This is a genomic window from Shigella sonnei, assembly GCF_002950395.1.
In the GTDB taxonomy this organism is placed as follows: domain Bacteria; phylum Pseudomonadota; class Gammaproteobacteria; order Enterobacterales; family Enterobacteriaceae; genus ECMA0423.
Window position 1 is genome coordinate 3,380,007 of record NZ_CP026802.1, and the last position, 26,925, is coordinate 3,406,931.

Below are 26,925 nucleotides of genomic sequence, written 5' to 3' on the forward strand. Positions count from 1 at the left end.
TTAAATAAAGGAAACAAAGCTGATTTGAAATAACCGAGGAAATACTATGACTGATATTGATGATGTTTTCAACACTATTAACGCTTTGATTAACGAGGGCGACAAGTCTCAGGAAGATATTGCTGATGAAGCCGGAATGTCTCCGGCAACACTCTCGGCTCTGCGTAAAGGAGAGTACAACGGTAATGTCGAAGGTATGCATGACAAATTACAGAAATGGTATCAGGTCTGGCAGAAGGGACAGAACTTGTCAGGTACCCCTGGTGTTGTGAAGACCCAGACATTTTGTGATTTGCATGAGCTGTTTAAAACAGTGCGCTCACTCGGGATTATCAGTGTCGTTGTTGGCGTACCGGGTGTCGGAAAAACCTTTGCTGCCCGGGAATATTGTCGCAGGACAGCTAATGCCTGGATGGTGACTCTTGCTCCGGCACATTCGAGCGTAACGGAATGCCTCCTTGAAATAGCATATGCGCTGGAAATTAATAATCCGGGAAGAAATAAGGGGAATATAACCCGCGCCATTCGCAGAAAACTGGGTGGTGGTAAAGAAACCAGTGGCCGTGTTAACCCCCTTCTGATTATTGATGAAGCTGATCACTTAAGTGTGGATGGTCTGGAGCAATTACGCGCCATTCAGGATGCCACTGGCGTGGGGATGGTTTTAATTGGCAACCCGAAACAGATGGCGGATGCCACCCGTCGTGGGACTGATGAACTGGCCCGTCTGTTCAGCCGTTTTGCCATGACAAAACAACTGCGCAAAGTAAAAAAGACCGATGTGATGGCTGTAGCCAAAGCATGGGGAGTAACACAGGAAGATGAGCTGGACCTGCTGATGAGGGTAGCCGAAAAGCCCGGGGGATTGCGTGTATTAACTCACACACTGAATCATGCGTGGCTGGCGGCAAAAGGTGCAGGCACATCCCTGAATAAAAGTCACATTAAAGCGGCTTTTAAGGAGGCTTACAGCAACCCCAGGTTACTGAACTGGTAGTAAAGGACATAAACCATGATGTCACGAAATATAAAAATGGCAACGGATGCGCAGAACTGGTTACAGGCGCACGGGAGTCACGTAAATGAATCATATCTCGGCGTGGCGCGTCCGGTACTTGAAATCACCTGCCCACCACCGGAGCTGGTCAGAAACGCTGTCAGGATTATGGAGCATAAATCAGGGGTTGCCCGTTCAGTATGGACGGCCCGCCTTAATGGCTGCCAGATTATCTGGCGTTAATAACGGCTTATTTATTTGTGAGGAATAACAAAATGGCAAAAGTAATTATTGAAATTAAAAATACAGTATCTGGAATTAAAGGACGGAATTTGCGCACCAGCATTGCGGTGGACGGTAGTGCGGAACTGGACGGTGATGAGGGTACACTTGCTGGCATGGTGGCGTTACTGGTGCTTAATAAAAGCCAGAAAATAATTAATGAGTCAGCCCATGAAGCTATCGAGATTTTGAAAAACGATGGTGTCATTACCGGTGGCCGTGTCACTGAAATGGCTGTTGAAAAAACATGCCACTGAAAGGAACGCTGACAATGAACGTCAAAATCCGAAATGAAATCCTGGCATTAATCCGGATTAAAGAGCGTAATAATAACGGTGGTGAATTACGCGAGTTTATTTGCGCCCGGAAAGTTGATGGTTATGGCGAAAAGACTTACCTGATTGCATTTGACCATTACAGCATTTGTGCGCGTTATTGCGGAGAGGCGGTATTCCGCGCCATTACGTTTGGCAATGCCTTCAATGTGGATTTATGGGAATACGTCATGGACCGCGAATACATCTGCGCGTCAGACCCGAAAGCCCGTGAAATGTGGCAGCGTATCTGGCGCGATTACCGGTTAATGGCAAAAGGCTGGGCGCGCTGCTGTTATTCCTCGCTTGCCCTGAAAGCGGTTCAGTTATCGCTGCGGCATATTCCGGCATCACTGCGCGAGCCTCTGTTGTACTGAGTGGTGACCGGAATGACGTGTAATCGTAAACGCTGGTCACGCGAAGACCGGGAATTTATCGAAGCCAGTGTCGGAAAAATGACCGTCGAGGAAATGGCGAAAAAACTGAAAGTTGCCCCAACCGCCCTACAGGCACATGCCAGAAGGCACGGAATATCGTTGTGTGCATACCAGGTCAGTGAGCACGACAAATATTTATGCCGTGAACTTTATAAAGAAGGGCTGGCTATTCATGTGATAGCCCAAAAGATGGAATTAAGCAATCGTGCTGTATCCGGCATTGTATACAGTGAATATTAATTAACAGGAGCTTTATTTATGGCTAAACCCGCAAAACGAATCAGGAACGCCGCAGCGGCTTATGTTCCGCAATCCCGCGATGCCGTGGTATGTGATATCCGCCGGATTGGGGACCTGCAACGCGAAGCAGCACGACTTGAAACGGAAATGAATGACGCTATCGCTGAGATTACGGAGAAATACGCCTCACAGATTGCACCGCTTAAAACCAGTATCGAAACCCTTTCAAAAGGCGTTCAGGGATGGTGTGAAGCGAACCGTGACGAACTGACGAACGGCGGCAAGGTGAAGACGGCAAACCTGGTAACCGGTGATGTGTCATGGCGTCAGCGCCCACCATCAGTAAGTATTCGCGGTGTGGATGCAGTGATGGAAACACTGGAGCGTCTTGGCCTTCAACGCTTTATTCGCACGAAACAGGAAATCAACAAGGAAGCGATTTTACTGGAGCCGAAAGCAGTCGCAGGTGTCGCCGGAATTACAGTTAAATCAGGCATTGAAGATTTTTCTATTATTCCGTTTGAACAGGAAGCCGGTATTTAATACCACGACGAATATTTAATTAATTCACTTTCTTTTAATTATGGCGCGATGCGTCAGGGGATTGCTCGCGCCTGAATCAGGACCAGAGGAAATGAATATGAAAGCATATGCTTATTTTAAACTGAGTGACGCAGCCGCTAACGGTTATACGATTCGCTGGCTGAAAGATGTTTCTGTTAAGCGTGACAAAATCATCTGCTCATTGCAGCGTGCGTTTGGCGCAGACGGTGTTTCCCTTGTCAGTAACAGAGGGTATGAACGGGTTGAATGTATCTGGATGAATCAATTAGCGCCGGAATTATGGCGTGGTAAATCAGACGGACTGTTTATTGGTGGATTTCAGTTTTATGGCGTTGTACCGGATATAACAACACCGGAAGGCCGAAACAATGCGACGCTTATTCAGGAACATGAAGAGCAACTCCGGAAATATCCCACATTCCCGGTCTGGTTGTGTAATGAACTCGGGGTTGATGTTGTACCCAACATGTTTGATCTCAAATCAGTCTGGACGATGCACCACAGCCGTGACGGATTCGGCATTTTGTTTGAGGTGTGCCTGCTGGATGGTGAGGTTAAGGGACCGGTTCCTGCCGAATGCCAGCGCATTAAACATTCTGAATTTGTGGCACTGACGGAGGAATAACCGGTGATTGATGCAAAAGTTCTGAACGGTGTCAGCACATTATTACGGGCTTACGGACGTCTGACCTGTGGTGTTCTGGCGGACAAAATGAGGATGCCGGTCTCTGCAATGGTGTATTTCCTGCGTGATGCGGTTGATGCCGGAGTGCTGACTGAACTGAACGGCTTTTACGACGTTCCGCGCTCCCGGGCAGAGCCGCCTGCCGGGCGAAATTCAACGGAGCACCCCGATGTTGATGGTGCGCAATGGTGCACGTTCCGCCGCTCTTTGCCCTGGCTGGAAGGCAATGCCATTCCGGCACTGGCAAAAGAATTTGCGACAGGCGTACTGACCTGCGAGTCGGTTTACATCGTTGCTGAAGTGGATGACGAGATGTGTAAACAGGGAATGCCCCATTTTGTGATGGCTTATATCGATATCCGGCTGGGTCGTTTTATTTGTGGCTCCAGTGGCTGGAATATCACCGACCACGTCCTGCGCTATCTCATTCTTGATTATTCACCGGTTCCGGCGGAAACACAGGAAATCAGCGAGCATGATTAAGTCAACTGGCTTTGTCCTGCTGGTTGGCACCTGCGGAAATGATGCCTGCGATGCCATTCCGGTAACGGAAAAAAATCTGGCCCACAGAGCAGACATGTATGCAGGTGATGGAGCGCATACAAAAACGTTATCCCAATGAAATCTTTTATTGCGAAGAGGTATTACGAAATGAATAAACCAGAGAATAAAGAAATGAAATTCACACCAGTTAATATTGATGACGTCATGGCTAATTTAAGGATGCTGGAACGTATGCATGATATTGTTAAATATGGTATTGAGCATGACCTCACCGCCAGAGAAGTCCGGAGCATTATCAACCGTGAAATGAACCAGGTGGAAGCTGCCGTGGCGCTACAAAATGAAGCAGCCCGCGAGGAATACATTCGTCGCAGGCTGGGACTATCAAATAAAGATATTCTTACGGATGCTCAGATGGCTGAGGCTTTTGATATTCATCAGAATCTTGGTCTAACAAACTGATGGTATCAGTGATTAGCTGTGATATTTGCAGGATGGGATTATTCGTTGTTCTCAATGCCGGAGCCTCTGCCGCTCCGCTTGCTGCGGCTTCGAGGATCGTTTTGCCTTCTTCTGCGGTAATTAGCCCCTTTCTGACAAGGAGTATCAGCAACCTTGAGGCAATGACATACCCTGCAACATCATAAGGCTGTTCACTGTTTTTCATAAAAAGTTTCCTCTGTTTAGTGAGTGGATTCTGGCGGTGTTGCCGCACCGCCCCCTTTTCTGGAGGTACGATAATGAATCGCACATCCCTGATTAAATTAATTCATGTCGCCCGTCGTGATCTACAACTCGACGATGACACTTACCGCGCCTTTCTGGTGCAGCACACGGGCAAAACCAGTTGCCGCGAGCTGTCCGTTGCACAACTGGAACGTGTGCTCGATGCCATGAAAGAGCGCGGTTTTAAGAAGCAGAAAAAACATCCCCGCCGTCGCTTTAAGGGGCATGTCACACCGCGCGAGAAGATTTATAAAATCTGGCAGCAGATGTTCCTTGATGGTTTCGTCTCCGATATCAGCGACGCTGCGCTGGACAAATACGTTGAACGCCTGACGGCCAGACGTAATGGCGGTCAGGGTGTTTCCACGCTGGCCTGGTGTCACGGGGAATCGTTGCATGTTGTGCTCGAAACGCTCAAACAGTGGCATATGCGCTGCATCCGGGAAGCCTTTGCCCGACATGGTGTGCCTTTACCTGTGAGCGAAACCGGGCGGAAGCTGCGCGGCTATGATGCACTGACCAGTGCATATGCCCGCGCACGAAACAGCGGGAGAATTGCTGTATGAAACAGATGAAAGAGCAGGATTTATTCGAAGACTTCCGGGACGACAGCGTTCTGGAATACCTTAACGATTACCAGGAAAACACGGCTTATCCGGCGTTACTTTCTGAACTGAACGCACTGCTGCGTAAAGAGCTGGCCCGGATTGGCGCAGACCCTGCCCATTCCCTTGAGCTGGTTGTGGCGATTTGTCGCTATATCGGCGGGATGCAGGTTTATGTTCCGAGGGGGAATATTCTGGAGAATCTTGTCCGGGATATGCGTATCTGGCGTGATTTTAACGGCCATAATATTCCTGAACTGGTTCAGCGTTACGGGGTGACGTATAAAACCGTCTACAAGGCCATCAAGCGGATGCGGCGTCTGGAGTGTAATAAATACCAGCCGGATTTGTTTTACCACTCCCCGAACCTGCCTCACCCCGTTCGTCGTCCGCCACGACGTCCTTAATCAATGAAGCCGGTAAATCCGGCTTTTTTTATGCCTCCGGCACCATGAAGCAGACCACGTTTAAATCTGCTTCACAGGTGCTTTTATGGAAAATCAAAAATTCTCCCCGGCCTTTGAGTATGCGCTGAATTTTATTCTGCGTCCCGATATCGAAGGCGTCTATGTCAATGACCCCACTGACCGTGGCGGCGAAACCAGATACGGCATTTCTGACCGCCGCGACGGTGTGATTGACGGCAAAACCGATGTCAGCGGCGACGGTAAACCGGATACCCGCATCAGGGATTTAACCCGCGAACAGGTCGCGCAGATTTACTGGCGCGATTACTGGCTGCCTGCCGGATGTGACCAGTGGCCTGATGGCGTGGCGATGTTTGTGTTCGATGCGGCGGTTCAGCATGGCGTTAAAAAAGCTATCAGGATTTTGCAGGAAGCCGCTGATGTGGATGCTGACGGCATCATCGGTCCGCGTACCCGTAAGGCAGTGAGCCTGTCCACCCCGGACTGGTTGCTGACCCGCTGCATTGTCCGTCGTTCCCGCTTTTATGCCGACATCATCAAATCCAAACCTGCCCAGGGCAAATACCTGAACGGCTGGTTTAACCGCATGGAGAAAGTGACCGACGCCTGTCTGGAAATTATCGACAACGTGTCGTCCGTCACGCGGGGATGATATGGGCAAAGGCTGGGATGCCTCGCTAAGAGCCGGGCGGCGTGACCGCCTGCGTCAGGAGGTTTTACATCGTATGGCCGGAGGTCCGCCCCCGAAACCGCTGGACTATACCGGTCATGACGGCACACACGCCAGCCACTACATGCGTGGCTGGAACACCGTGGATACACGGGACATTTTCTGGCAGTGCCAGAAGTACAAGGAAAAACTCAATGCACAGAATGAATAGTCTTTTTGTTCGCGTTATTTACTCCCGCTTTATGTTGTGCCAGTGGTCGTTTCTGGGGCTGTCGGCAGTCCTTTTTCTGGCGAGCTGTTTTGCCGGATGGCAGGCGTTTGCGGTCATGGTGCTGGCATACGGCGCGACACTCTGCCTGATTCACAGTTTCCAGCTGGGCAACGTACCTTATCGCCTGCAACCCAAAAGGCGTTTCCGGGCCGCCTCCCTTCGAATTGTCGTGTGGTCATGGGTGGTCTGGGCCGTTGGTTTTTTCATGCTGACATTCGGCCTTCTTTATCTGAAGGAGCCTTATCAGCTGGCGTTCTGGCTGGGCGGTATCTTTTGTGCGGCACTTTATAAACATCAGCGCCGTTTTCATAAGGGGGATTCATGGACCCGTTAACCCTTTCAGGCATCGCCTCCGTTCTGCTGAAAGCCGGGCCGGGGCTGATTCGTTCCGTCGGGCGCTGGTTTGGTGGCAGCACATCTGCCGCCGCTGACTCGGTGGCCGGTATGGTGGAAAGCGTCCGGGAAAGCCTGCCGGTGGCTGAACAGCAACGCATTCTGGAACAAAAACTGGTGATGCTGTCACCGGAGCAACTGGTGCAGCTGGAAACCCTGAAAGTCCAGCTGCAACAGCTGGAGGTGGAGCGGCAGAAGCTGGTGCTGGCTGACCAGCAGGCCGCTCACCACGAACAACAGGAAACCATCCGCAACGGTGACAACGCCACGGACAGCTATGTGCGCCAGACGCGCCCGTTGCTGGCCCGTCTGTCCTGTTACAGCAGTCTGGCCTATGTGCTGTTGCTCTCCTGTGGCCAGATTGCCGGTGCGGTTGCCGGTGCGAACGGTATCACGCTGCATATGCCGTCACCGGACTGGGATATCACGCTGATGTTGTTTACCCCGGCGCTGGGCTATCTCGGGGTAAGAACCCTTGACGGCTTTGCCCGTTACAGCAAATCGAGCTGTCACAAAATATCAGCGGGGCCGAAATGACCGATGAAACCGACCGCATCAGTGAAGTGGTTTTAAACGAACGTCAGGACGTCGTTAACGCCTGGCTGATGCGGATAAAAGAAGCACCCCACAGTCGGGGCTTCTGCAATGACTGCGGGAACGTTATTCCGGCACAGCGCCTTGCGGTGCTGCCGGATGTGGTGACCTGTATTGACTGCCAGCAGGCGCGGGAACACAGGAGGAAGACGTGTCCTGGGAAGTGATCCGGGCCAACTGGCCTGTTTTATGGGCGCTGTTGATGACAGCAATAAACCTGATTCAGCTGATTCTGGCGAAGACTTACGTCAAACGCGAAGAGTTTGATTCGCTGCGTTCCCGCGTGTCGGTGATGGAAGGCCTGGTGAATCAGCTACCCGACCGCAATGAATTTCACCGCCTGCAACTGGATATCAGCAACCTGCGGGGTGAAATCAAAGAGCTGGGGCCATCCATCCGCCAGGTATCCCGCATCAGCGATTTGTTATTAGAGAACGAATTAAAGGAAAAAAATTAATGGCGATGAAAGAGATCCTCACTGAAGACCGTCGTCTGGTGTTGCTGCGTTCCCTGCTGGACTGTGGCGACAGCGCGAATGAATCCGTGTTGCAGACCTGCCTTCAGGCCTACGGTCATAAGGTATCCCGTGATGTGGTGCGCACCCAGCTTGCATGGCTGCGCGAGCAGGGGCTGGTTCGTCTGTCTGATGTGGGCGGCTGTTACGTGGCTGAAATCACCGGCAGCGGCGAGGATGTGGCAAACGGCCTGTCCGGTGTGCCGGGCGTTAAAAAACCCCGTGCGAGGGACTGAACATGGCCCGAAAACTGAAGCCGTTAAGTCGTGGAGAACGGGCCGTCGTGCGGCAGCTGGCGTACTGCCTTGTGCTGGCAGACATTGAGCAAAACGCCATTGTCCGTGCATACGAAAAACATACAGGAAAGCCCTGGAACCCGGATGCACCGGATACCCCCATGAAACGCGCCCTGCGGTCATCACCGGCATGTGCGCGGCTGTGGAAGCTGTTAAGTAAGGATATTCAGTCCGTTCGTGAAGAAATATACGCCGGTCTGAAAACACCGGGAACTGAAGACGGGGGCCGTCGTGAACCGTAAAAAGAATCCGATAAGTAAAGCGTCCCGTGATGAGCTCCGCCGTCTGGCGCACAACCTGACATGGCGGGAAATCCAGAGCGGCGCACTGAAATCTGCATACGAAAGTTCACAGCGTAGTGAGCAACAGGAGGGCACACATGGAAAATGAACAACGCCCCACCCGTGGCCGTCTTTCCAAAGTGGATTTACTCCCGGACAGCATCCGGGAGCAGTTGCATCAGATGCTGCGGGAAAAGCGGCACACGCAGGAAGAAATCCGCGAAGCCATCAATGCCCTGATTGACGAACACAACCTGCCGGGGGAGATGCAGTTAAGCCGGACGGGCTTAAACCGCTATGCCATCCGCATGGAAAAAGTCGGGGCAAAAATCCGCGCCTCCCGCGAAATGGCCGAAGTCTGGGCGGCAAAGCTGGGTTCCGCGCCGACGTCAGACGTCGGCAAGCTGCTGATGGAGTTTGTAAAAACGCTGGCCTTTGAAACGTCCATGTCGATGGCAGAAGATGACAAACCTGTTGCACCGAAGGCGCTGGGGCAACTGGCGCTGGTTGCCCAGCGTCTGGAAGCGGCAGCCATGACCAGCCATAAACGCGAAAAAGCAATCCGCGATGCGTTTGCGCAGGAAATGGCAGAGAAAACCGAAGAGCTGGTCAGAGCGGGCGGTCTGTCAGGCGGTGCGGCTGACACCATCAAACGTGAAATTCTGGGGATTAGTGTATGACACAGATGAACGCATTCAGTGAATCCGATGTTCTGCTGCCGTATCAGAAACGTTGGGTGGCGGATGATTCAAAACTGAAAATCGCCGAAAAATCCCGCCGTACCGGTTTAACCTGGGCAGAAGCGGCAGATGCGGCACTGACCGCATCACTGAAGAAGGAAAACGGCGGGCGCGATCACTTTTACATCGGTTCGAATAAGGAGATGGCCCGCGAATTTATCGACGCCGTGGCGATGTGGGCGAAAGCGTTTAATGCAGCCGCGGAAGAAATCCGCGAGGAAGTGATCACCGACGAAGACAAGGACATTCTGACGTTCGTCGTGTACTTCGCCAGCGGATTTAAGGTCAAGGCGCTGTCCAGTAATCCGGGCAACATTCGCGGGATGCAGGGGAATGTCACCATCGACGAAGCGGCGTTTCATGAAAAGCTGGATGAGGTACTCAAGGCGGTCACACCACTGACCACGTGGGGCGGTAAGGTTCGCCTTATCTCCACCCATGACGGCGTGGACAACCCGTTTAACCAGCTGATTCAGGAAAGCCGCGCAGGCAAAAAAGATTACCGTATTCACACCATCACGCTGGATGACGCCTGCAATGACGGTCTGTACCGGCGTATCTGTCAGGTGCGCGGCATGGTGTGGTCACCGGAAGCCGAGGCGGAATGGAAAGAAGGCCTGCTGCGAAATACCGCCACCCGCGAAGATGCGCTGGAGGAGTATTACTGCGTCCCGAAAAACGGCGGCGGCACGTATATCCCCCGCTCACTGCGTGAACGTGCGGCCCGTGGCACCGGAAAAGTGTTGCGCTTTACCGGCACGCCGGAGTTTAACGCACTGACGGAAAGCCAGCGCCGGGCAGATATCCGGGAATGGCTGGAAACGGTGGTGCGCCCTGAACTGGAAAAACTCCCGCAGAGCCTGCGCCACTGTCTGGGGGAAGACTTTGCGCGTTCGGGTGACCTGACCGTGCTGGCCCCGGTAACGGTGAACGACGACACCACCCGCGAGGTGCCGTTCCTGGTTGAGCTTGCCAATGTGCCGTTTAAACAGCAGGAGCAGGTGCTGTTCTGGCTTTGCGATCGTCTGCCCCGTCGTGACGGTATCAAAATGGATGCGCGGGGGAATGGTCAGTATCTGGCAGAACAGGCGGCGGAGCGGTACGGCGATGAGGTGGAACAGGTGATGCTGTCCGTGGCGTTCTACCGCGAAAACATGCCCCGTTTCCGTGCAGCGTTTGAAGATGATGAGCTGATCCTTCCGAAGCATGAAGACGTGATCAATGACCTCGGGGCCATTCAGTTACTGCGTGGTGTTCCCGGCATTGACGATGCCCGTACTAAAGGCAGTGATGGCCGCAAGCGTCACGGCGACGCCGCTGTGGCCATTTTCCTGGGCTTCCTTGCCAGCAAGGATGACTGCCACCGTTACGAGCTGCACCGCCTGAACCGCCCGGCGAAACCGGAAGAAGGCAACGCGCGCCGCCAGATGAAGCTGACACGCGGCCTGAAAAATGAGGGAGGTTTACTGTGAACCTGAAACAACTGGCCGGGGCCGTTCGCCGTCTGCTGAATCCGGCAACCGGTGAGGAAGACACGCTGAAAAAAGAGGCGCTCAACGAAGCACAGGCCCGTCCGCGTCATGCCGGTGTGCGTCCGGCCTCGCCGGGTATCAGCGTCGCCTCCGGGCTGAACCCCGGCAGGCTGGCAGGCATTCTGCGCAATGCCGCCGACGGCATCACGCGTGATTTTTTTATCCTTGCCGAAGAGATGGAAGAACGTGATTTGCATTACGCCTCGGTGCTGCGCACCCGCAAGCTGACAGTGGCAGGTATCGAACCGGTGGTGGTGGCCGCCAGTGATGACGATGCCGACGTGCAGCTGGCGGACGCCATCCGTGCGCTGATGGAAGCCCCGCAAATCCCCGAACTGATGTTTGATTTGCTCGACGGGCTGGGAAAAGGCGTGGCGGTCTGTGAAATCCTGTGGGACACCCGCAACAACCACTGGATGCCCCGTGATTATGAGTGGGTTGATCCCCGTTTTCTGAAAGCCGAAAAGCCCACACTGCGCCAGTTCCGCCTGCTGACGGACGATGAACCGGTGGATGGCGTACCGCTGACACCGGGAAAATTCATTGTTCACCAGCCGCGTCTGAAATCCGGTCTGCCGCTGCGTAACGGTCTGGCCCGTCTGGTGGCTGTGATGTACATGCTGAAATCATTTACCGTGCGCGACTGGTGGGCATTTGCGGAAAAATTCGGCATTCCGGTTACGGTGGGGAAATACGGTCCCAACGCCACGGAGGAGCAAATCCGCGTGCTGATTGATGCGATTGCCTCCATTGCCTCGGATGCCGGGTGTGCCATTCCGCAGTCCATGCAACTGGAGATGCAGGAAACCGCCAGCCGGAATAACGGCGGCGCACTGTTCCGTGAAATGGCGGAATGGTGCGATGCGCAAATCAGTAAGGCTGTGCTGGGGCAGACCATGACCACGGATAACGGCAGTTCGCGTTCACAGGCGGACGTGCACAATCAGGTGCGCATGGACATTGTGCGCTGGGACGCGCGACAGCTGGCTAACACGCTGAATGAATATCTGGTGCGGCCCTACATCGAGGCCAACTACGGGCCACAGGCGCACTACCCCCGTGTTGTTCTGCGTATCAGTGAAGCCGAAGATCTGAAGGCGCTGACGGATGCTCTGGTGCCGCTGATTGACCGGGGGATGCGGGTTCAGGAATCGGAGCTGCGGGACCGGTTCGGCCTGACTGAGCCAGACGAAGGGGCTGATGTTCTGCATCCGGTTTCCGCCGGGATGCCGGGTGATATGGCGATGAACCGCGAGCGCGTCGCCCTGAACAGGGAACACCCCGACGAACTGGCACAGATGGTGGATGATGCCCTGCGTGACTGGCAGAAAACCGGCGAGGCGTTCACGAACCCGGTGCTGACACTGGCGCAGGAGTGCGACAGTTTTGATGACTTTCTGAAACGCCTGCCTGAGCTTCAGGAAACGCTGAACGCGGACGACTTTGCCCTGCAACTGGCGGAGGTGTGCTTTAAGGCGCGTGCGCTGGGAGACACTGCTCATGCGTGAAACCCTCATCCCGAAAGAGGCGCTGGCGTGGCTGAAGGCGAAGAAGCTGCGTCCCGGTTTTGATTACCGGGATGTGTGGCGGGAAGAGTACCGGTACAGCTTCCCCGTGGCCAGAATGCTGCAACTGGATTTGTTGTCGGATGTGAAAGCCCTTGTGGAAGACGCCCTGCAAAGCGGGCAGACGTTCAGCGAGTTCCGGGAGATGCTGCAACCGTTGCTGATAAAACGCGGATGGTGGGGCGTACAGGAGATGGATGATCCGCTGACGGGTGAAACCCGCACCGTGCAACTGGGCAGCGACCGCCGCCTCCGCACGATTTTTGATACCAACATGCGCACCGCCCGCGCGGCGGGCCAGTGGGAACGCATTCAGCGGACAAAGCAGGCCATGCCGTATCTGATGTACGAGCTGGGGCCATCCCGTGAGCACCGGGTGGAGCATGTGAAATGGGCGCGTCTGTGTCTGCCGGTAGATCATCCGTTCTGGCAGACGCATTTTGCCCCTAACGGCTGGGGCTGCAAATGCACCATCCGTCAGGTCAGCCGTGGTGAGTATGCGCAACTGGCGGCACAGGGCACCATTCACACCGAAGCGCCGGAAATCAGAACTGTCCGCTGGGTGAACAAACGCACGGGCGAAGAGGAAGATGTGCCGGAAGGGATTGATCCGGGCTGGAACTACAATCCCGGTATAAACCGTGAGCAGGAGCTGGCGCGCCAGCTGGCGGCCAGACAGGCCCGTTTTAACAGTGAATAACCCACCCCGCCGTAAATACCCCTGAAACGCATCAGAAACGCGTTTTTTATTCTGATGGCATGAATGTACACCCTGGCTTTTTTGAAGCGTCTGTGGCGTTTTTGAAGGGGTTTTGAAGGGGGTATTTCCCCGTTTTCAGTGAAGCCGGTAAATCCGGCTTTTTTTCTGCCTTCCGCATACTGACCGTCGGTAACCCCAGACGACGGAGACTGACATGCAACCGGAACTGCTGGCGCTGTGTTTTTCCCTGCCAGAACCCATCCCTGAGCTGACACCCGCTCAACTGCCGGAATGGCTTGAACTCGTTCCTGCGGGTGAGTTCACCGGGCGCGATGGCCGGACGTGGATGAACCGCAATCCACATGAGGTGGTTGCCCGTTCGTCCGACATCAACATTCCGGTGGACATTGAACATGCCACCGAAATTAAAGGCCCGCGGGGTGAAGAGGCTCCGGCGTATGGCTGGGTGGAAGCACTGCGGGTGACGGACAGCGGCACCATTGAAGGGCGTGTTGTCTGGAGTGAGTCCGCCCGGTGGATGCTGAGCGAGCGCCGCTACCGCTATTACAGCCCGGCGTTTTTCCATGACGCAGACGGTGCGGTGACGCGCCTGTCCAGCGTCGGGCTGACCAACAAACCTAACCTGGATTTTCCTGCACTGAATACGGAGAAAAACCCGATGACAGTACCTGTGCAAATCACCGGCCTGCTTGGACTGGCTGAATCCGCCACGGTGGACGATACCGTGGCCGCCATTAAACAACTTCAGGAGAACGAACAGGTGGCGCTGAACCGCGCACAGACACCTGACCTGACGAAGTTTGTGCCGGTGGAAACCCACAATCTGGCACTGAACCGTGCCGAAACCGCAGAAAAACGCCTTCAGCAACTGGAAGAGAAGGAAGCCGAGGCGCTTGTGGATGCGGCCATCGGGGCCGGAAAAGTCGCCCCGGCAAACCGTGACATGTTCCTTGCCACCTGCCGCACGGAAGAAGGCCGCAAACAGTTTGCGGAGTACACCAAAGGTGCACAGCCGCTGGTTAACAACGACAAGCCCAGCCAGGGCAAGGATAAACCCGCGCAGACACTGACCGATGCCGAACTGGCGATGTGTCGCAGCATGGGGATTACCGGGGAAGAGTTCCTCGCCGCTAAACCGAAACAGGAGTAAGTAACACATGTCACAGACTATCAGTTCTGAAATCCTTCATGCACTGACCACCTGCCTGAGCGCCGCCTTTACCCGTGGACTGAGTGGTGTCGAACCGCAGTGGAATCGTATTGCTTCTGAGGTGCCGAGTTCGTCCGCCTCCAACACTTACGGCTGGATGAAAGATTTACCGGACATCAAAGAATGGGTCGGTGAGCGTCAGCTGGCAACGCTGGACGGTTATGGTTACACCATCACCAACAAACTCTGGGAAAGTTCCATTCGCGTTAAGCGTGAACACATTGAAGATGACCAGATTGGTCAATACAGCATTACCGCCGAACGCTATGGCCGTATGACTGCTGTGTTCCCGGACAAGCTGTGTTACGCCCTGTTGTGTGCCGGTTTTAACACCCTGTGCTTTGACGGCCAGAACTTCTTTGATGAAGACCACCCGCTGGGTGACGGTACGTACAGCAACGTTGTCGGCACCCCGGCATCAGACAAGGGCGAACCGTGGTTCCTGATTGATGAGTCGCAGGTGCTGAAACCCATCATCTGGCAGACGCGACGCGCCTTTAAGTTTGAAGCCCTGGACGATCTGAACAGCGAGCACACCTTCAAGAACCACGAGTTCCTGTACGGCGTGGACGGTCGCTGTAATGCGGGCTTCGGCTTCTGGCAGACCGCCGTCGGTTCCCATGCAGCACTGACGGTGGAGAACTACAAAAAAGCCAATGAGTTGCTGCGGGGCATGAAGGGCACCAACGGTGAGCCGCTGGGCATCCGCCCGACCACCCTTGTGGTGGGGCCGAAAAACCGTGCGGACGCGAAGCTCATTATTGACGCCATGCTGGTTAACGGCGGCGATTCCAACATCTGGTACAAGGATGTGAAGATCGTGGACAGCCCGTACATCACCACCCCGGCATAACCCGTCATCCGTAAACCGCAGTTAAAAGGTGCTGTGAATGCCCTTTTAACTGCCTTTTAAAAGGCAGAGTCATGAGTGAAAAAGCAGAAACCAAAGGCGCGAAAGCCGCAAAGAACAGCGCTGCACAGGAAAACCCGGCACCGCTGGCAGACGTTATTGTGGCTGACGGTCAGGCGAATGAACCACGTCCGGCTGAAGACCCGGTTGCTGTACAGGGTGACGCCCCTGTCCGGCTGAACGTCAGGGCCGTGTCTGAAAACGGGTTCTGGCGCTGTGGCCGTTTCTGGTCACATATCGGTGAGGATGTGGCGGTGAGCGCTGCGGTTGCCACCCGCCTGATGGCAGAGCCGAATCTGATTGTCCGGGAAGCGGAGAAAGGCTGATGGGATACATCACGCAGGAAGACCTGTTACGCGCGGACGGCAATCTTGTCTGGAACATGGCGATTAACCGGGAAACCAACGGGCTGGATGAAGACAAAATCCGTCAGGCCATCAGTGATGCGGAAGCGGAAATTGATTCGTTTCTGTCCCGCCGCTACCAGCTGCCGCTGGGGGTGACGGAAATCCCGCGCCCGCTGCAACGCGTGGCGGTATCGCTGGCGTTTTACTGGTTATCAGAGCGTGACAATCAAATCACGGAGCTGATCCAGAAACGCTACGACGACGCCATTAAAACCCTGCGTGAAATGGCGAACGGCACCCGTGACCTGGGCCTGCCGACGTATGCCACCCCGGCAGAAACCGACAACGGGAAAATTATTGTGGTGGGTGCCAATGCCCGGCTGTTCACCCGTAACAACCTGAAAGGGGTGCTGTGATGGGGATTTCTGTACAGGTCAGCGGTGACCAGCGTCTGGAGGATATCCGCCGCGCCGTTGAAAAGCTGGCAGAGGGTTCATTGCAGTCAGAGCTGCTGGAAAGCATCGGTGCGGTGGTGGAATCACAGACCCGCCGCCGCATCATCGATGAGAAAACCAGTCCGGGTGGCGAACGCTGGCCGGACTGGTCTGACGGGTACAAAAAGACCCGCCACGGCAACCAGAGTCTGCTGCGCGGTGAAGGCCATCTGCTGGAGAGTATCCAGTACATCGTGGAAAACCGCGTGGTGCGTATCGGTTCACCGCTGGATTATGCCCGCATCATGAATGACGGCTTTTCCGGCAGCGTGCCGGTCAGCGCCCACAAACGGCTTATCTCGCAGTGTTTCGGGCGGGCGCTGAAATATCCGGTCTGGCAGACCGTCGGTGCACATCACCGCATGATGAACATTCCGCAACGTGAATTTCTGGGGCTGTCTTCTGCCAGCCAGCAGGAGCTGCAACAGGTTATCAGTCATTTCTGGAAGGAGGTTCTGCCATGACAGAACAACGCCCTGAACTGCGCACACCGGGGAGCACCGTTGCGGCCGCAGAGCGCATTGTGGCCTGGCTGCAGACGGCCCTTCAGGGGGACACCCCCGACCGGGCTGATGTGGTGGAGCGTCACATCGGCCAGTTCAACAGCACGGATGAAGTGAAACGCTATCTGTCCGGTCGCACCGGCTGTATCCGGGTAGCTGCCCTGCGTGTCCGGGATATCAACCCGCGCGGCGGGCTGTCCGGTCTGGTTACCTGGGTGGCTTACATCATGGCGACGGATTCGTGGGGGTACTCCCGCGACGTGCGCTGTGAAGTGCTGGCCGGGAAGGTGATCAAACGCCTGCTGTCGTCGGATGCCACCGGGGGCATGGGGGCTGAACGTATGGCCGCTGATGTGCGGGCAGACAACATTTACTCCGTCAGCCTCGACGGGCTGGGTGTCACCATGTGGGCGGTGACGTGGGAGCAGGAATTCCGGCTGGATGAAGAGATTGATCTCGCCGCGCTCCCTGATTTCCTGCGCCTCGGGGCAACGCTGCGCTGCGGCGAACACACTGAAATTAACGACGTGATCCATGTACGGGGTGACGATGGAACAGAAACTGATTAAGCCAGCGCGGGAAAACGTCCGTGTCCGTAAACCGGATGGCGCACATTTATCCCCGGAAGGGGAACGTCTCAACGTCTGCGCTTACTGGCTGCGCCGTGAAGCCGAGGGAGATGTGGAAATAACCACACTTCCGAAAAATAACAACAAAACCAGAGGGAAAAAATAATGTCGCTGGGTTCCATTCCTGATGATATCCGCGTCCCGCTTGTCTGGATCGATATCGACAATTCACAGGCGCTGGAGGGTGCATCCGCGCAAAGCCGAAAAATTCTGGTCATGGGCCATGCGGTATCGTCCGGCAGCGCAGACGCCCTGTCACTGACCCGCATCACCAGTGACAGCCAGGCAGACCAGCTTTATGGCAAAGGGTCGATGCTGGCTGAAATGCTCAAAATGCTGCGTCGTGCCAACACGTACACGGAAACCTGGGCGATGCCGGTTGCCGCTCCTGAAGGCGCTGCCGCAAAAGCCACGCTGACCGTGCTGGGTACAGCGACCGAAGCCGGAACGGTGGCACTGCTGATTAACGGTGTGTCCGTTCAGGTGAGCGTGAGCGCCGGGGATACGAAGGAAAACATTGCAAAAGCCATTGCTGATGCGGTGACGAAAAAGCCTGCCACGCAGGTGGCCGCTGCGGTGAAGGATGATGCCACGGATACCGTGGAGCTGACCGTGAACTGGCACGGCGTCACCGGCAACGGTGCCGACGTTCGCCTGAACTACCACACCGGTGAAGCCTTCCCGGCAGGTGTGAAGGTGACCGCAACCGCGTTTACCGGCGGCACCGGGACACCGGAAATGGCAGACGCCGTTGCGGCCATCGGCCCGGAGTGGTTTACCGATATCATCGCCCCGTTCACCGACACGAAAAGCCTGAACACCCTGCGTGATGAACTGCTGAACCGCTGGGGGCCGCTCAAAATGATGGAAGCGCAGCTGTGGACGGCGTTTCGTGGCACACACGGGGAAACCGGCACGTTTGGTGAAACCCGCAATGACTGGCTGATTAGCTGTATCGGCACCAACCTGTCACCGCACCCGGCGTGGATGTGGGCCGCGTCATACGGCGCAACGGCAGCGTATCACCTTGCCATTGACCCGGCGCGACCGCTTCAGACGCTGGTCCTGACCGGCATTCTGCCGCCTGCGCGTAATGTTCGCTGGGATATGCCGGAGCGTAATCTGCTGCTGCATGACGGCATTGCCACGCACATGGTGGACGCCGGGGATAACGTCTGCATCGAGCGCGAAATCACCATGTACCGGGTTAACCAGTACGGTGATGCGGATGTGTCGTACCTGGATGTGCAGTCACCCGCCACGCTGGGCCGTATCCGTTACATCATCAAGAACCGTTTCACGAACCGTTATCCGCGCCACAAGCTGGCGGATGATGACGTGCTGGACTCGCTGGATGCGGGGCAGCCGGTGATGACGCCGAAGCTGTGCACCGCAGAACTGCTGGATATCTGCCAGACCGAACTTCTCCCGGCGGGCCTTGTGGAGAACTTCAGCGATTACAAAGACACGCTTCAGGTGACACGTGACAGCAGTGATAAAAACCGCCTGAACTTTATCTGCCACCCGAATCTGGTGAACCAGCTGCGTGTGCTGGCAGGCCTGATTCAGTTCAAGCTTTAAGGGGGCCACATGGCAAAAATTCTTGGTATGGCGACCATTCGCGTGAATGGCCGCGAAATTAAAACCGAGGGGAAATCCACGCTGAATCCGGGCGGCTTCAGCCGCACCCAGCATATGGGCGGCGGCAAGGTCTGGGGTATCTCCAGCAAGATGGCCTCGCCGTCCATCAAGGTAACCATTGCGGCGGCAGCGGATATGGACGTGATTGAAATCAGCAGCTGGGAAGATGTCACGGTGATGTTCTACGGCGACAACGGCCTGAACTACATGATGACGGGTTCCGCCACGGATAACCCGGCAGAGCTGGACGAGGATTCCGGCACCATCAGTGCCAACTTTATCGGTGAAAAATGCGTGAAGGTGTGACATGGCCGCAATGGAATTTGAACTGAAACACGGGCTTCTGACCGGCAAAGGCACGGCAGATGAAACCCTGCATAAAACCGTGAAACTGCGCGAACTGACCGCCAGTGATGTGATTGATGCACAACTGGCCGCAGAACGCGTCGTCATGGGCGGGAACGGAAAGGCGGTGGCCTACTGTTCTGAGGTGCTGATGGGACTGGAGATGATGCGCCGTCAGGTTGCGTCAATCGGTAATATCCCCGGCCCGCTGGACATGAAACAGCTGCGAATGCTCCACCCGGCAGACCTTGAGCTTATCAGCACGAAAGCGGCTGTGCTGGATGACATGCTTGAGGAGGTGGCAACGCGGGGGCGAACTGATGCCGCTGGCGGCGGCACTGATGAACCTGCTGGTTAACCTGTCTTCGCGATTCAGCATTCAGTACCTGGAACAACTGCCCCTGCGGCAGTTGTTCCGCCTGATAAAGCAACTGGAGAAACAGTATGGCAACAGGTAGCCGTCTCAGCACGGAAATCATGATCAACCTTGCCGGGAACCTGACCGCCAAAGCCCGGCAGTATGGCGCGAATATGTCGCAGTTCGCCCGGAATAACCAGAAAGCCATGCGCCTTGTCAAAGCCACAACGGAGGCCGCAGGACGCGGCCTTGATACGCTTGGTAACCGCTACACGGCAATGATAGCCGGGCTTGGCAGTAGTCTTACCATCAAACAGGTTGCCGATTTTGATGCGCAGATGCGCCGGATGGGTACGGATGCCCAGTTAACCACTGAACAGGTAAAGACGCTTCACGACAAAATCAGGGATGTATCGAACCAGAAAGATATTCGTATTGATGCTTCTGCGCTTGGTCAGGGGGCCAGCGAACTTCTGGGGAAAACCGGTGATTATCAGTATGTGGTGGACAACCTCCGCAACATGGGGTTGATGATGCAGGCGTTCGGTGTTGACGGACAGGTTGCAGCCGGGCTGATGGCCCAGTTCTGGGAAAAAAACGTCCGGGGTGCTGATGCGGTCAATAACATGATGGACAGGCTGTATTCGCAGTTCGCAGTGGGGTCTGTAAGCGTTGCCGATGTTGCCCTCGCTGCCCCGAAACTGTTTTCCATCATTCAGGATCAGGGACCGGAAGCCATTGCCCAGATGGGGGCATTTGCTCAGGTGTTCGCCAAAAACAAAGGCAGCATTGATGAGACGGTAACCAGTATTCAGGCCATGTATGCTTCCCTGTCGGACAAAAAGAACATCGAGTTCCTGAAAAAAAACGGCATTGACGTTTTTGTCAAAGGCACAAAAGACATCAAAAAGCCCTATGAGCTGATGATGGAAATCCTTAAACGGGCCAAATACGACCCGCTGAAACTTCAGGATGTGTTTGATCTGACCGGAATGCAGGGGATTAAGGCGCTGCTTAACCCTGAAAACCGGCAACTGATGGAACAAATGATTTACGGCACGATTGAGCTGGGTTCCACGCAAAAGGCCGCACAGACCAATGCCGAAGGCTTTAATGCCGCAATACAGTCACTGAATAACGAATGGCAACGTTTTGCTGAAGGGCAACTGGCAAAGCCCGTTCAGGACCTGGCGGATGCGCTCAACAGCGTGGACCAGAACACTGCCCAGAACTGGTTGCAGGTCGGTAAATATATGGCGATCGCGCTGGGCGGCATTATCGCCATCAGAAAGACGTATCAGTTCGGTAAAACCATCCACGACATCATGAATCCCAAAGGGAAAGGCAAAGGGATACCCGGCAGCATTACGGATGTTTTCGGCTCCGGTGTGATGCCGGTTTATGTGGTCAATATGGGCAGTGGCGGGATGAAGGGTAATACCGGCGGTCTGCCGGATGCGCCGGATTCATCGCGCAATCCCCGTAACTCCCGCAACCCACGTGGGCCAAAGACGCCAGCGCTGGTTACACCACAAACTGCATCAGGATTTAATCTCCTTGACATGGTGCTCTCTGCTTTCCCTAAGAACAAAGAGGAAGCAGATGCGTTAATCGCACGGGTTCAGGAAAACAACAACCGCCCGACGGTATGGACGGATATCAGGAACTGGTTTAACTCTCTGGAAAAAAAGAATATTGCCGACCCGCGACCGTGGGCTGGTATGCAACCCACTCAGAATTATCCTTTCCTTCCGCAACAATTGCAGGGGGAAATCCGTGTGGTGGTGGAAGGTGATGCCCGCGTGAAAAGCGTCAGAGTGGATCAACCCGGCGTCAGACTCAGTGCGCAGGCTGGCGTCACCAGCGTGGAGCAGGGTTAATGACAACGAGCAACGGTAAATGGGACGGGCTGCGCGACGCCTCGTTTCGTGGCGTCCCCTTCTTTCTGGTGGATACGGAGGGCACCGGTGGTCGTCGTGCCATTCCCCGTGCTTATCCCCGGCGTGAAACCGCCTGGACGGATGATAACGGGGCCGTTCCGGGGCAACAGCAGATTAACGCAAAGCTGCCAGGTAAAAACTTCCGGGATGATTTAAACGCCCTTTTAGATGCGCTCAATACCCCCGGCCCCGGCGAGCTTGTCCACCCGTGGTTCGGGATACAGACCGTACAGGTTGGCAAGGTCACCCATCGCCTCAGCACGGAGGAAGACGGCATTGCGTATGTCACCTTTGAAGTGTTTGAGGCAGGCGAGCGCCTGTTCCCGTCTGCGGCGGATAACACGCAGCAGGAAGTGCTGACAGGCATTGATGCGGTGAAAGCCGCCATTGACGATGGCGACTGGTTCGGCGCACTCGACGGGCTGGGTGACATGGCCGACAGTTTTCTGGCCGATATGGAAAACCTTGTGGCTAACCTGCCCACGTTACCGGCAGCACTGAATCAGTGGATGGACAGGCTGAAGCATTTTAAGGCGATGGCCGGAACCCTCATTGCCACACCGGGGCGTCTGGTCAGTGAGCTGTCAGCACGGGTGGAAGATATTGCGGGCCTTGTGACGGAACCACCCGAAGCACTGGCGGTTTACACGACATTACGCAACCAGTGGGCCGGAGAACGTGCCAGGCAGATTGCCACCGGCGCACTGCCGGAAGATATCACCGTGAAGCCCGGCAGCGTGGCAGACGGCAACCCCGGCTTTGCCATCGGGCTGTCACCGGATTATCAGCCGGTATCTGACAGCCTGCAAAAGAACATTGACGACTTCCGCCAGGTGGTTGTGCTGGGAGCCCTGCTGGGACAGGCCAGTGCCGTGGCCTCGATGACGTTCGATACCCGTGATGCGGCGTTATCTGCCGGTGACACGCTGGCGGCTGAACTGCATGAGCAGGCGGTGGCGGCGGTGGAAAACAACCAGCGGACATTGTGGCGAACGCTGCGCGATTTACGGCAGGCCGTGATTACGGATGCCCGCGAGCGTGCCGCCCGTCTGCCGGAAACCCGGCAGGTGACGCTGACCACAACCACCTCTGCCGCATTGCTGGCATGGCGCGAGCATGGTGACACACGCCGACGGGATGAAATCGTGCAGCGTAACCGCCTGCGTCATCCGTCATTCATCCTGCCGACGCAACCTGTGGAGATCACCGACTGATGGAATCCGTGATTCTTACCGTTGACGGCAAACTGTGGGAAGGCTGGACGGAAATGTCCGTCAGCCGTTCCCTGAAGGCGATTGCCGGTGAGTTTGAACTCAGTGTGACAACCCGCTGGTCAGCGGCGGCACCGCGCGTGATTCGTGAGGGGCAACCCTGCACGGTCAGGCTGGGCGCGGATACCGTGCTGACGGGGTATATCGATGATTTTATTCCCGGCTATGACGCTGAAAACGTGGAGATTCGCGTCATGGGGCGCGATAAAACCGGCGACCTGGTGGACTGCTCTGTGGTGCATTCGTCCGGGAAATGGAAAGGCGTGCGGCTTGAACAGGTGGCGGCTGATGTCTGCCGCCCGTTCGGGATAACCGTCATCACGGAAACCCCGACCGGGGAGGCATTTGCGTCTGTCGTTCTGGAACAGGGTGAAACGGGCTTTGAACTGCTCGACCGGCTGGCAAAACAGCGCGGCGTTCTGCTGACGTCTGACGGCGCGGGTAACCTGATTATCACCCGCGCCTCTTCCGTTCGCGCGGGCGTGTCACTGGTGCTGGGAAAAAATATCCTCGCCGCCCGTGGGCGCTTCAGCTGGCGGGAGCGTAACAGCCAGTACATCATCAAGGGCACCACCAGTGCCGGTGGCAAACTGTGGGACAGCCAGCCTGCCCCGATGGTGGGCGGTCGCCAGTACATCACCGAAGACCCGGAAATTAACCGTTACCGCCCGCGCATTCTGGTCAATGAAGACAGCCTGACCGTGGGCGGGGCCAGCATTCGCGGGGAATGGTACAAAGCCCGGATGCTGGGAGAGTCCCGCACGACGGAAATCACGGTGGCAGGCTGGCGCGAACAGGGCGACAGCGGCCCGCTGTGGCAGACCAACCGCCTTGTCGATATCGACGACAGCATTCAGAACCTGAAAACCACCTGGCTGATATCCGGGGTGACATGGACGGATGGCGCACAGGGGAGGATGACGGTTCTGGCGCTGGTTCCGCCTGAATCACTGGACATGCCGGAAATGAAAGCGAAGACGAAAAAAACAAAGGCGGTGGCCACATGGGATTAAACGCAATTGCCCGCCGCCTGCGACTGATGGTTGACCGCGCTGTTGTCCGCCTGGTGTCTGACGGTCTGGCACGGCAGAACCTGCAAATTCAGACGCTGGCAGATGCCACCGATGACGACGTGGAACGCTTCCAGAACTACGGGTTTACGTCCGTTCCGCCGGAAGGTTCTGAAGCCATTGTGCTGGCCGTTGGCGGACGGCGTGACGGGCTGGTTGCCATCGCGGTGGAAGACAAGCGATGTCGCCCGAAAGGACTGTCCCCCGGCGATGTCAGGGTGTATCACCGGGACGGCAAATCACACATCACCCTGAAGGAAAACGGCGTCATTGAAATCACAGGAGAACAGGTAGACGTTTCAGGGAAAACGGTAAATCTCACCGCCGACGAATTGCTGAATATTATCGGTAAACAAATGAAATTCGTCGGTCCCTGTGAATTTACTGAAGATGTCAGAATCAAGGGTAAATCATTCAGCGAACACATTCATAAGGACGGCGACAATGAGAATACATCACCGCCCGTATGACGACAGAAATCCGCTGGAATAACATGCTCTCACGGGGTGACATCACCGTCACCCATAACGGCCTCTCACGGGATGAGGGGCTGGTCACTCAGGTTCTTATCTGCCTTTTCACCGATGCCCGCGCTGATGACGATGATGTCATTCCTGACGGCTCCGGCGACCCGCGCGGCTGGCCGGGCGACACGTACAGCGATTTTTCGTGGGGTTCCCGCCTGTGGCTGCTTGAGCGTGAAAAGCTGACGGAAGATGTCCGCCTGCGCGTGGAAGATTACGCGCGGCTGTCCATGCAGCCGCTTCTGCGTGCCGGTTACGCCCGTAACGCCACCGTCACGGCCAGCATCATCATTCCTGACCGTATTGCCTTTCTGGTGGTGTTAACCCGCCCGGACAAAACCACACTCAGAATCGAAATCACCCGTCGATGGGAGGCCACCATTAATGCCGTATGAAATCCCCACGCTGGGCAAACTGATTGCCGACGGCGAAAAAGATATTGCGTATGAACTCGGCCTGCAAAAGCTGCCGCCTGTCAGTGTTGAGCAGGCGCTGAACGTGTCATTCAGCAGTCAGGTCCGGGATTTATACGACCATCAGAGCTGGATTAAGGACCAGATAATCCCGTCCACCACGTCTGATGATGAAACCATTATCAAAACAGCAAAGTATGAAGGCGTTATCCGCAAGCAGGCCACCTTTGCCAGCGGGCGGGTGACCTTCACCAGTCAGTCCCCCCTTCCGGCAGAAACCCGGATGCAGTCCGACACGAACCAGGTGTATCAGGTACTCACGTCCGGCGAGGTGCAGGACGGCGAGGTCACCGTCATCGTGCAGGCTGAAGAAGCCGGTGTGGCGGGCAATCTTGCTGCCGGTGCCGTACTCACCCTGCTGTCCCCGCTGCCCGGAACGGCCAGCACAGGCGCGGTGGCTGAAGGTGGCATCACCGGTGGCGCAGACACTGAATCCATCGCAGCGCTGCTGGACCGTCTGCTGTATGTGCGCCGCAATCCACCGACAGGCGGCGCGTTGCATGACTACGTGATATGGGTGCGTGAAGTGCCGGGCGTCAGCCGCGCGTGGGCGTGGGATGCATGGCACGGCCCCGGCACGGTCGGGCTGGCATGGCTTTATGATGACCGGGAAAACATCGTGCCAACCCGCGAAGACCTGAAGACAATGGAGCAGTATCTGTTCTGCCACAAACACCCGGCCACGGGCGTGATGGTGGGTAAACCGGGCGGCATTGAGGTCTGGCCGGTACAGGTCAGGCTGAAGAAAGTCAGCATATCCATCCGTCTGACACCGGACAGCCTGGCGAACAGGAGCGCCGTCCGGGCAAACCTGACCGCGTTACAGAAGACACTGGCACCCGGTCAGACGCTGCCGGTGTCCTCGCTGCGCACGGCCATCGGTATGACGTCCGGCATCACGGATTACTTCCTTAACATCGGGGAGGACACCACCAGTGATGTGGATGAGCTTATCACCATCGGGGAGGTGACATGGCTCACAGCGTGACGGAATGGCTGGCCGCACTGCAACAGGTCATGCCACGGGGTAAGGCATGGCCGCGTGATAACGACGCGGATTTAAACCGCTTTTTAAGGGCGCTTGCAGAACGTTTAAACCGCACTGAATACGACGCCTCGCGTCTGCATGTGGAGATGCGACCGGAAACCACGCTCCGGCTGCTGCCGGAGTGGGAGCAGTATCTGGCGCTGCCGGAATGCGGAATTGCCCCCACCACCAGGGAAGCCCGCCGCCGTGCCGTGGTGGAGAAATACCGTCGCAGGGGCGGGCTGGCAACCTGGCAGACTGAAGCCGCAGCAGCGGCGCTGGGCTTCACCATTAAGGTGGCAGCCGTTCTGCCGCACCACTGTCTGCGCGACTGCATGTATCCGCTGCATCCGGCGCGGTATCGCTGGATGCTGAAAGTGAACGTCCCGGGTAAAGATGCCGGGCGGTTTACCTGTATTGATGGCGTCATGACACCATTAATCAGCGAACGCACCCGTGAGCTGGAATGCCTGCTGAAGCATTACCGGCTGGCGGGCACGGAATATGAATATTATTACACCGGAGAATAATTTATGTTTTATGTGGATAACCCGACGGGTGTGCCGGTAATGCCACCTGTCGCGGCTGAATTAAGCAAAACAACGCTTTATTTCACCGAAGGCGGGAACGGTATTCCGCCCACGTATCCGGGGGCGGACTGGTTTAATATTATTCAGTCTGAATTACTGGAAATACTCCGGCAGGCAAATATCAAACCGGATAAAAACACAACCAACCAGATTATGACGGCGCTGAAAAAGCTGTTTATTACGAACAGTGGTTCAGCCGGTGCTATTGCCGGATTAACCGGTCAGAATAATACA

41 protein-coding genes and 1 pseudogene are annotated in these 26,925 nt (G+C 55.7%); 41 read left to right on the plus strand and 1 reads right to left on the minus strand.

Annotation, left to right across the window (positions count from 1 at the left end; genetic code table 11):
- The first annotated feature begins 46 nt into the window (after positions 1-46).
- The 10 genes and pseudogenes from C1P89_RS17525 to C1P89_RS17570 all read left to right on the plus strand — a co-directional run bounded on the left by C1P89_RS17525 (position 47) and on the right by C1P89_RS17570 (position 4,485).
- Positions 47-997, plus strand: a complete 951-nt coding sequence (locus tag C1P89_RS17525; RefSeq protein ID WP_000129604.1) for an AAA family ATPase — start codon at positions 47-49, stop codon at positions 995-997.
- 15 nt (positions 998-1,012) lie between these two features.
- Complete coding sequence (locus C1P89_RS17530; protein WP_000987799.1) at positions 1,013-1,240, plus strand: hypothetical protein; 228 nt, start codon at positions 1,013-1,015, stop codon at positions 1,238-1,240.
- 32 nt (positions 1,241-1,272) lie between these two features.
- A complete protein-coding gene (locus C1P89_RS17535; protein WP_001151285.1) occupies positions 1,273-1,536 on the plus strand; it encodes a hypothetical protein in 264 nt (87 codons plus the stop codon).
- 14 nt (positions 1,537-1,550) lie between these two features.
- Positions 1,551-1,970, plus strand: coding sequence for a hypothetical protein (locus tag C1P89_RS17540; protein ID WP_001101151.1), 420 nt, complete (start codon positions 1,551-1,553; stop codon positions 1,968-1,970).
- A gap of 12 nt (positions 1,971-1,982) precedes the next feature.
- Positions 1,983-2,270, plus strand: coding sequence for a hypothetical protein (locus tag C1P89_RS17545; protein WP_005144153.1), 288 nt, complete (start codon positions 1,983-1,985; stop codon positions 2,268-2,270).
- Positions 2,271-2,288: 18 nt separating this feature from the next.
- Positions 2,289-2,813: a host-nuclease inhibitor Gam family protein gene (locus C1P89_RS17550; protein WP_001107937.1), complete on the plus strand. Its 525-nt coding sequence runs from the start codon at positions 2,289-2,291 to the stop codon at positions 2,811-2,813.
- A gap of 97 nt (positions 2,814-2,910) precedes the next feature.
- Complete coding sequence (locus C1P89_RS17555; protein WP_000649298.1) at positions 2,911-3,459, plus strand: DUF5420 family protein; 549 nt, start codon at positions 2,911-2,913, stop codon at positions 3,457-3,459.
- A gap of 3 nt (positions 3,460-3,462) precedes the next feature.
- Positions 3,463-4,002, plus strand: a complete 540-nt coding sequence (locus tag C1P89_RS17560) for a hypothetical protein (RefSeq protein WP_000564291.1) — start codon at positions 3,463-3,465, stop codon at positions 4,000-4,002.
- A pseudogene (locus C1P89_RS17565) lies at positions 3,995-4,178 on the plus strand (hypothetical protein). Before C1P89_RS17560 ends, C1P89_RS17565 begins: the two are co-directional and overlap by 8 nt.
- The gene (locus C1P89_RS17570; protein WP_004992519.1) at positions 4,171-4,485 is read left to right on the plus strand and encodes a hypothetical protein; all 315 of its coding nucleotides are present in this window, start codon (positions 4,171-4,173) and stop codon (positions 4,483-4,485) included. Before C1P89_RS17565 ends, C1P89_RS17570 begins: the two are co-directional and overlap by 8 nt.
- Here the strand turns inward: C1P89_RS17570 and C1P89_RS17575 are convergent.
- Positions 4,424-4,690 (minus strand): hypothetical protein, encoded by a 267-nt coding sequence (locus tag C1P89_RS17575; protein WP_072035588.1) that lies wholly within the window; start codon positions 4,688-4,690, stop codon positions 4,424-4,426. The genes C1P89_RS17570 and C1P89_RS17575 overlap by 62 nt on opposite strands.
- 73 nt (positions 4,691-4,763) lie before the next feature.
- On the opposite strand from C1P89_RS17575, the gene C1P89_RS17580 reads away from it, so the two are divergent.
- The 31 genes from C1P89_RS17580 to C1P89_RS17730 all read left to right on the plus strand — a co-directional run bounded on the left by C1P89_RS17580 (position 4,764) and on the right by C1P89_RS17730 (position 26,631).
- Entirely contained in the window at positions 4,764-5,315 is a 552-nt protein-coding gene (locus C1P89_RS17580) for a gp16 family protein (RefSeq protein WP_001082356.1), read from the plus strand.
- A complete protein-coding gene (locus tag C1P89_RS17585) occupies positions 5,312-5,761 on the plus strand; it encodes a Mor transcription activator family protein (RefSeq protein WP_000812145.1) in 450 nt (149 codons plus the stop codon). The genes C1P89_RS17580 and C1P89_RS17585 overlap by 4 nt, the downstream gene beginning before the upstream one ends.
- An 85-nt stretch (positions 5,762-5,846) precedes the next feature.
- Positions 5,847-6,434 (plus strand): glycoside hydrolase family 108 protein, encoded by a 588-nt coding sequence (locus C1P89_RS17590; protein ID WP_000431268.1) that lies wholly within the window; start codon positions 5,847-5,849, stop codon positions 6,432-6,434.
- Between the two features lies 1 nt (position 6,435).
- The gene (locus C1P89_RS17595) at positions 6,436-6,663 is read left to right on the plus strand and encodes a hypothetical protein (RefSeq protein ID WP_000515806.1); all 228 of its coding nucleotides are present in this window, start codon (positions 6,436-6,438) and stop codon (positions 6,661-6,663) included.
- Positions 6,647-7,057, plus strand: coding sequence for a hypothetical protein (locus C1P89_RS17600; protein ID WP_005144138.1), 411 nt, complete (start codon positions 6,647-6,649; stop codon positions 7,055-7,057). The genes C1P89_RS17595 and C1P89_RS17600 overlap by 17 nt, the downstream gene beginning before the upstream one ends.
- Positions 7,045-7,653 (plus strand): hypothetical protein, encoded by a 609-nt coding sequence (locus C1P89_RS17605; protein ID WP_000371430.1) that lies wholly within the window; start codon positions 7,045-7,047, stop codon positions 7,651-7,653. Before C1P89_RS17600 ends, C1P89_RS17605 begins: the two co-directional genes overlap by 13 nt.
- Positions 7,650-7,877 (plus strand): TraR/DksA C4-type zinc finger protein, encoded by a 228-nt coding sequence (locus C1P89_RS17610; RefSeq protein WP_000129102.1) that lies wholly within the window; start codon positions 7,650-7,652, stop codon positions 7,875-7,877. The genes C1P89_RS17605 and C1P89_RS17610 overlap by 4 nt, the downstream gene beginning before the upstream one ends.
- The gene (locus tag C1P89_RS17615) at positions 7,862-8,167 is read left to right on the plus strand and encodes a DUF2730 family protein (RefSeq protein ID WP_000118275.1); all 306 of its coding nucleotides are present in this window, start codon (positions 7,862-7,864) and stop codon (positions 8,165-8,167) included. The genes C1P89_RS17610 and C1P89_RS17615 overlap by 16 nt, the downstream gene beginning before the upstream one ends.
- A 5-nt stretch (positions 8,168-8,172) precedes the next feature.
- Positions 8,173-8,460, plus strand: a complete 288-nt coding sequence (locus C1P89_RS17620; protein ID WP_005103431.1) for a VpaChn25_0724 family phage protein — start codon at positions 8,173-8,175, stop codon at positions 8,458-8,460.
- Between the two features lie 2 nt (positions 8,461-8,462).
- Positions 8,463-8,762, plus strand: coding sequence for a hypothetical protein (locus C1P89_RS17625; RefSeq protein ID WP_000101556.1), 300 nt, complete (start codon positions 8,463-8,465; stop codon positions 8,760-8,762).
- A gap of 137 nt (positions 8,763-8,899) precedes the next feature.
- Entirely contained in the window at positions 8,900-9,481 is a 582-nt protein-coding gene (locus C1P89_RS17630) for a DUF3486 family protein (protein ID WP_000426826.1), read from the plus strand.
- Positions 9,478-11,013, plus strand: a complete 1,536-nt coding sequence (locus C1P89_RS17635) for a terminase large subunit domain-containing protein (protein ID WP_000192899.1) — start codon at positions 9,478-9,480, stop codon at positions 11,011-11,013. Before C1P89_RS17630 ends, C1P89_RS17635 begins: the two co-directional genes overlap by 4 nt.
- The gene (locus C1P89_RS17640; RefSeq protein ID WP_001049972.1) at positions 11,010-12,581 is read left to right on the plus strand and encodes a DUF935 domain-containing protein; all 1,572 of its coding nucleotides are present in this window, start codon (positions 11,010-11,012) and stop codon (positions 12,579-12,581) included. The genes C1P89_RS17635 and C1P89_RS17640 overlap by 4 nt, the downstream gene beginning before the upstream one ends.
- On the plus strand, positions 12,574-13,338 hold the full coding sequence (locus C1P89_RS17645; protein WP_001209368.1) for a phage head morphogenesis protein: 765 nt from the start codon (positions 12,574-12,576) through the stop codon (positions 13,336-13,338). The genes C1P89_RS17640 and C1P89_RS17645 overlap by 8 nt, the downstream gene beginning before the upstream one ends.
- 214 nt (positions 13,339-13,552) lie before the next feature.
- Complete coding sequence (locus tag C1P89_RS17650) at positions 13,553-14,509, plus strand: phage protease (RefSeq protein WP_001182211.1); 957 nt, start codon at positions 13,553-13,555, stop codon at positions 14,507-14,509.
- 7 nt (positions 14,510-14,516) lie between these two features.
- Positions 14,517-15,422: a Mu-like prophage major head subunit gpT family protein gene (locus C1P89_RS17655; protein WP_000084029.1), complete on the plus strand. Its 906-nt coding sequence runs from the start codon at positions 14,517-14,519 to the stop codon at positions 15,420-15,422.
- A gap of 71 nt (positions 15,423-15,493) precedes the next feature.
- Complete coding sequence (locus tag C1P89_RS17660; RefSeq protein WP_001290362.1) at positions 15,494-15,805, plus strand: hypothetical protein; 312 nt, start codon at positions 15,494-15,496, stop codon at positions 15,803-15,805.
- Positions 15,805-16,242: a gp436 family protein gene (locus C1P89_RS17665; protein ID WP_000540585.1), complete on the plus strand. Its 438-nt coding sequence runs from the start codon at positions 15,805-15,807 to the stop codon at positions 16,240-16,242. The genes C1P89_RS17660 and C1P89_RS17665 overlap by 1 nt, the downstream gene beginning before the upstream one ends.
- Positions 16,242-16,784: a phage virion morphogenesis protein gene (locus C1P89_RS17670; RefSeq protein ID WP_000513059.1), complete on the plus strand. Its 543-nt coding sequence runs from the start codon at positions 16,242-16,244 to the stop codon at positions 16,782-16,784. The genes C1P89_RS17665 and C1P89_RS17670 overlap by 1 nt, the downstream gene beginning before the upstream one ends.
- Positions 16,781-17,392: a hypothetical protein gene (locus C1P89_RS17675; protein WP_000139653.1), complete on the plus strand. Its 612-nt coding sequence runs from the start codon at positions 16,781-16,783 to the stop codon at positions 17,390-17,392. Before C1P89_RS17670 ends, C1P89_RS17675 begins: the two co-directional genes overlap by 4 nt.
- Positions 17,373-17,558, plus strand: coding sequence for a DUF2635 domain-containing protein (locus C1P89_RS17680; RefSeq protein WP_000435846.1), 186 nt, complete (start codon positions 17,373-17,375; stop codon positions 17,556-17,558). The genes C1P89_RS17675 and C1P89_RS17680 overlap by 20 nt, the downstream gene beginning before the upstream one ends.
- Positions 17,558-19,033, plus strand: a complete 1,476-nt coding sequence (locus C1P89_RS17685) for a phage tail sheath subtilisin-like domain-containing protein (protein ID WP_000052048.1) — start codon at positions 17,558-17,560, stop codon at positions 19,031-19,033. Before C1P89_RS17680 ends, C1P89_RS17685 begins: the two co-directional genes overlap by 1 nt.
- A 9-nt stretch (positions 19,034-19,042) precedes the next feature.
- Positions 19,043-19,399 carry a phage tail tube protein gene (locus tag C1P89_RS17690; protein ID WP_001062748.1) on the plus strand — a complete coding sequence of 119 codons (357 nt, stop codon included), beginning with the start codon at positions 19,043-19,045 and terminating at the stop codon, positions 19,397-19,399.
- A gap of 1 nt (position 19,400) precedes the next feature.
- On the plus strand, positions 19,401-19,796 hold the full coding sequence (locus C1P89_RS17695; protein WP_000729652.1) for a phage tail assembly protein: 396 nt from the start codon (positions 19,401-19,403) through the stop codon (positions 19,794-19,796).
- An 86-nt stretch (positions 19,797-19,882) separates the two neighbouring features.
- Positions 19,883-21,676 (plus strand): phage tail tape measure protein, encoded by a 1,794-nt coding sequence (locus C1P89_RS17700; RefSeq protein WP_000190565.1) that lies wholly within the window; start codon positions 19,883-19,885, stop codon positions 21,674-21,676.
- The gene (locus C1P89_RS17705; RefSeq protein WP_000213602.1) at positions 21,676-22,950 is read left to right on the plus strand and encodes a DNA circularization protein; all 1,275 of its coding nucleotides are present in this window, start codon (positions 21,676-21,678) and stop codon (positions 22,948-22,950) included. The genes C1P89_RS17700 and C1P89_RS17705 overlap by 1 nt, the downstream gene beginning before the upstream one ends.
- Entirely contained in the window at positions 22,950-24,020 is a 1,071-nt protein-coding gene (locus C1P89_RS17710; protein ID WP_000446558.1) for a phage baseplate assembly protein, read from the plus strand. The genes C1P89_RS17705 and C1P89_RS17710 overlap by 1 nt, the downstream gene beginning before the upstream one ends.
- Entirely contained in the window at positions 24,011-24,547 is a 537-nt protein-coding gene (locus C1P89_RS17715) for a phage baseplate assembly protein V (RefSeq protein ID WP_000523893.1), read from the plus strand. The genes C1P89_RS17710 and C1P89_RS17715 overlap by 10 nt, the downstream gene beginning before the upstream one ends.
- Complete coding sequence (locus C1P89_RS17720) at positions 24,544-24,996, plus strand: phage GP46 family protein (protein WP_000206060.1); 453 nt, start codon at positions 24,544-24,546, stop codon at positions 24,994-24,996. Before C1P89_RS17715 ends, C1P89_RS17720 begins: the two co-directional genes overlap by 4 nt.
- Positions 24,986-26,062, plus strand: a complete 1,077-nt coding sequence (locus C1P89_RS17725) for a baseplate J/gp47 family protein (RefSeq protein ID WP_001146185.1) — start codon at positions 24,986-24,988, stop codon at positions 26,060-26,062. The genes C1P89_RS17720 and C1P89_RS17725 overlap by 11 nt, the downstream gene beginning before the upstream one ends.
- Complete coding sequence (locus C1P89_RS17730) at positions 26,047-26,631, plus strand: YmfQ family protein (protein WP_000951399.1); 585 nt, start codon at positions 26,047-26,049, stop codon at positions 26,629-26,631. The genes C1P89_RS17725 and C1P89_RS17730 overlap by 16 nt, the downstream gene beginning before the upstream one ends.
- The last annotated feature ends 294 nt before the right edge of the window (positions 26,632-26,925 follow it).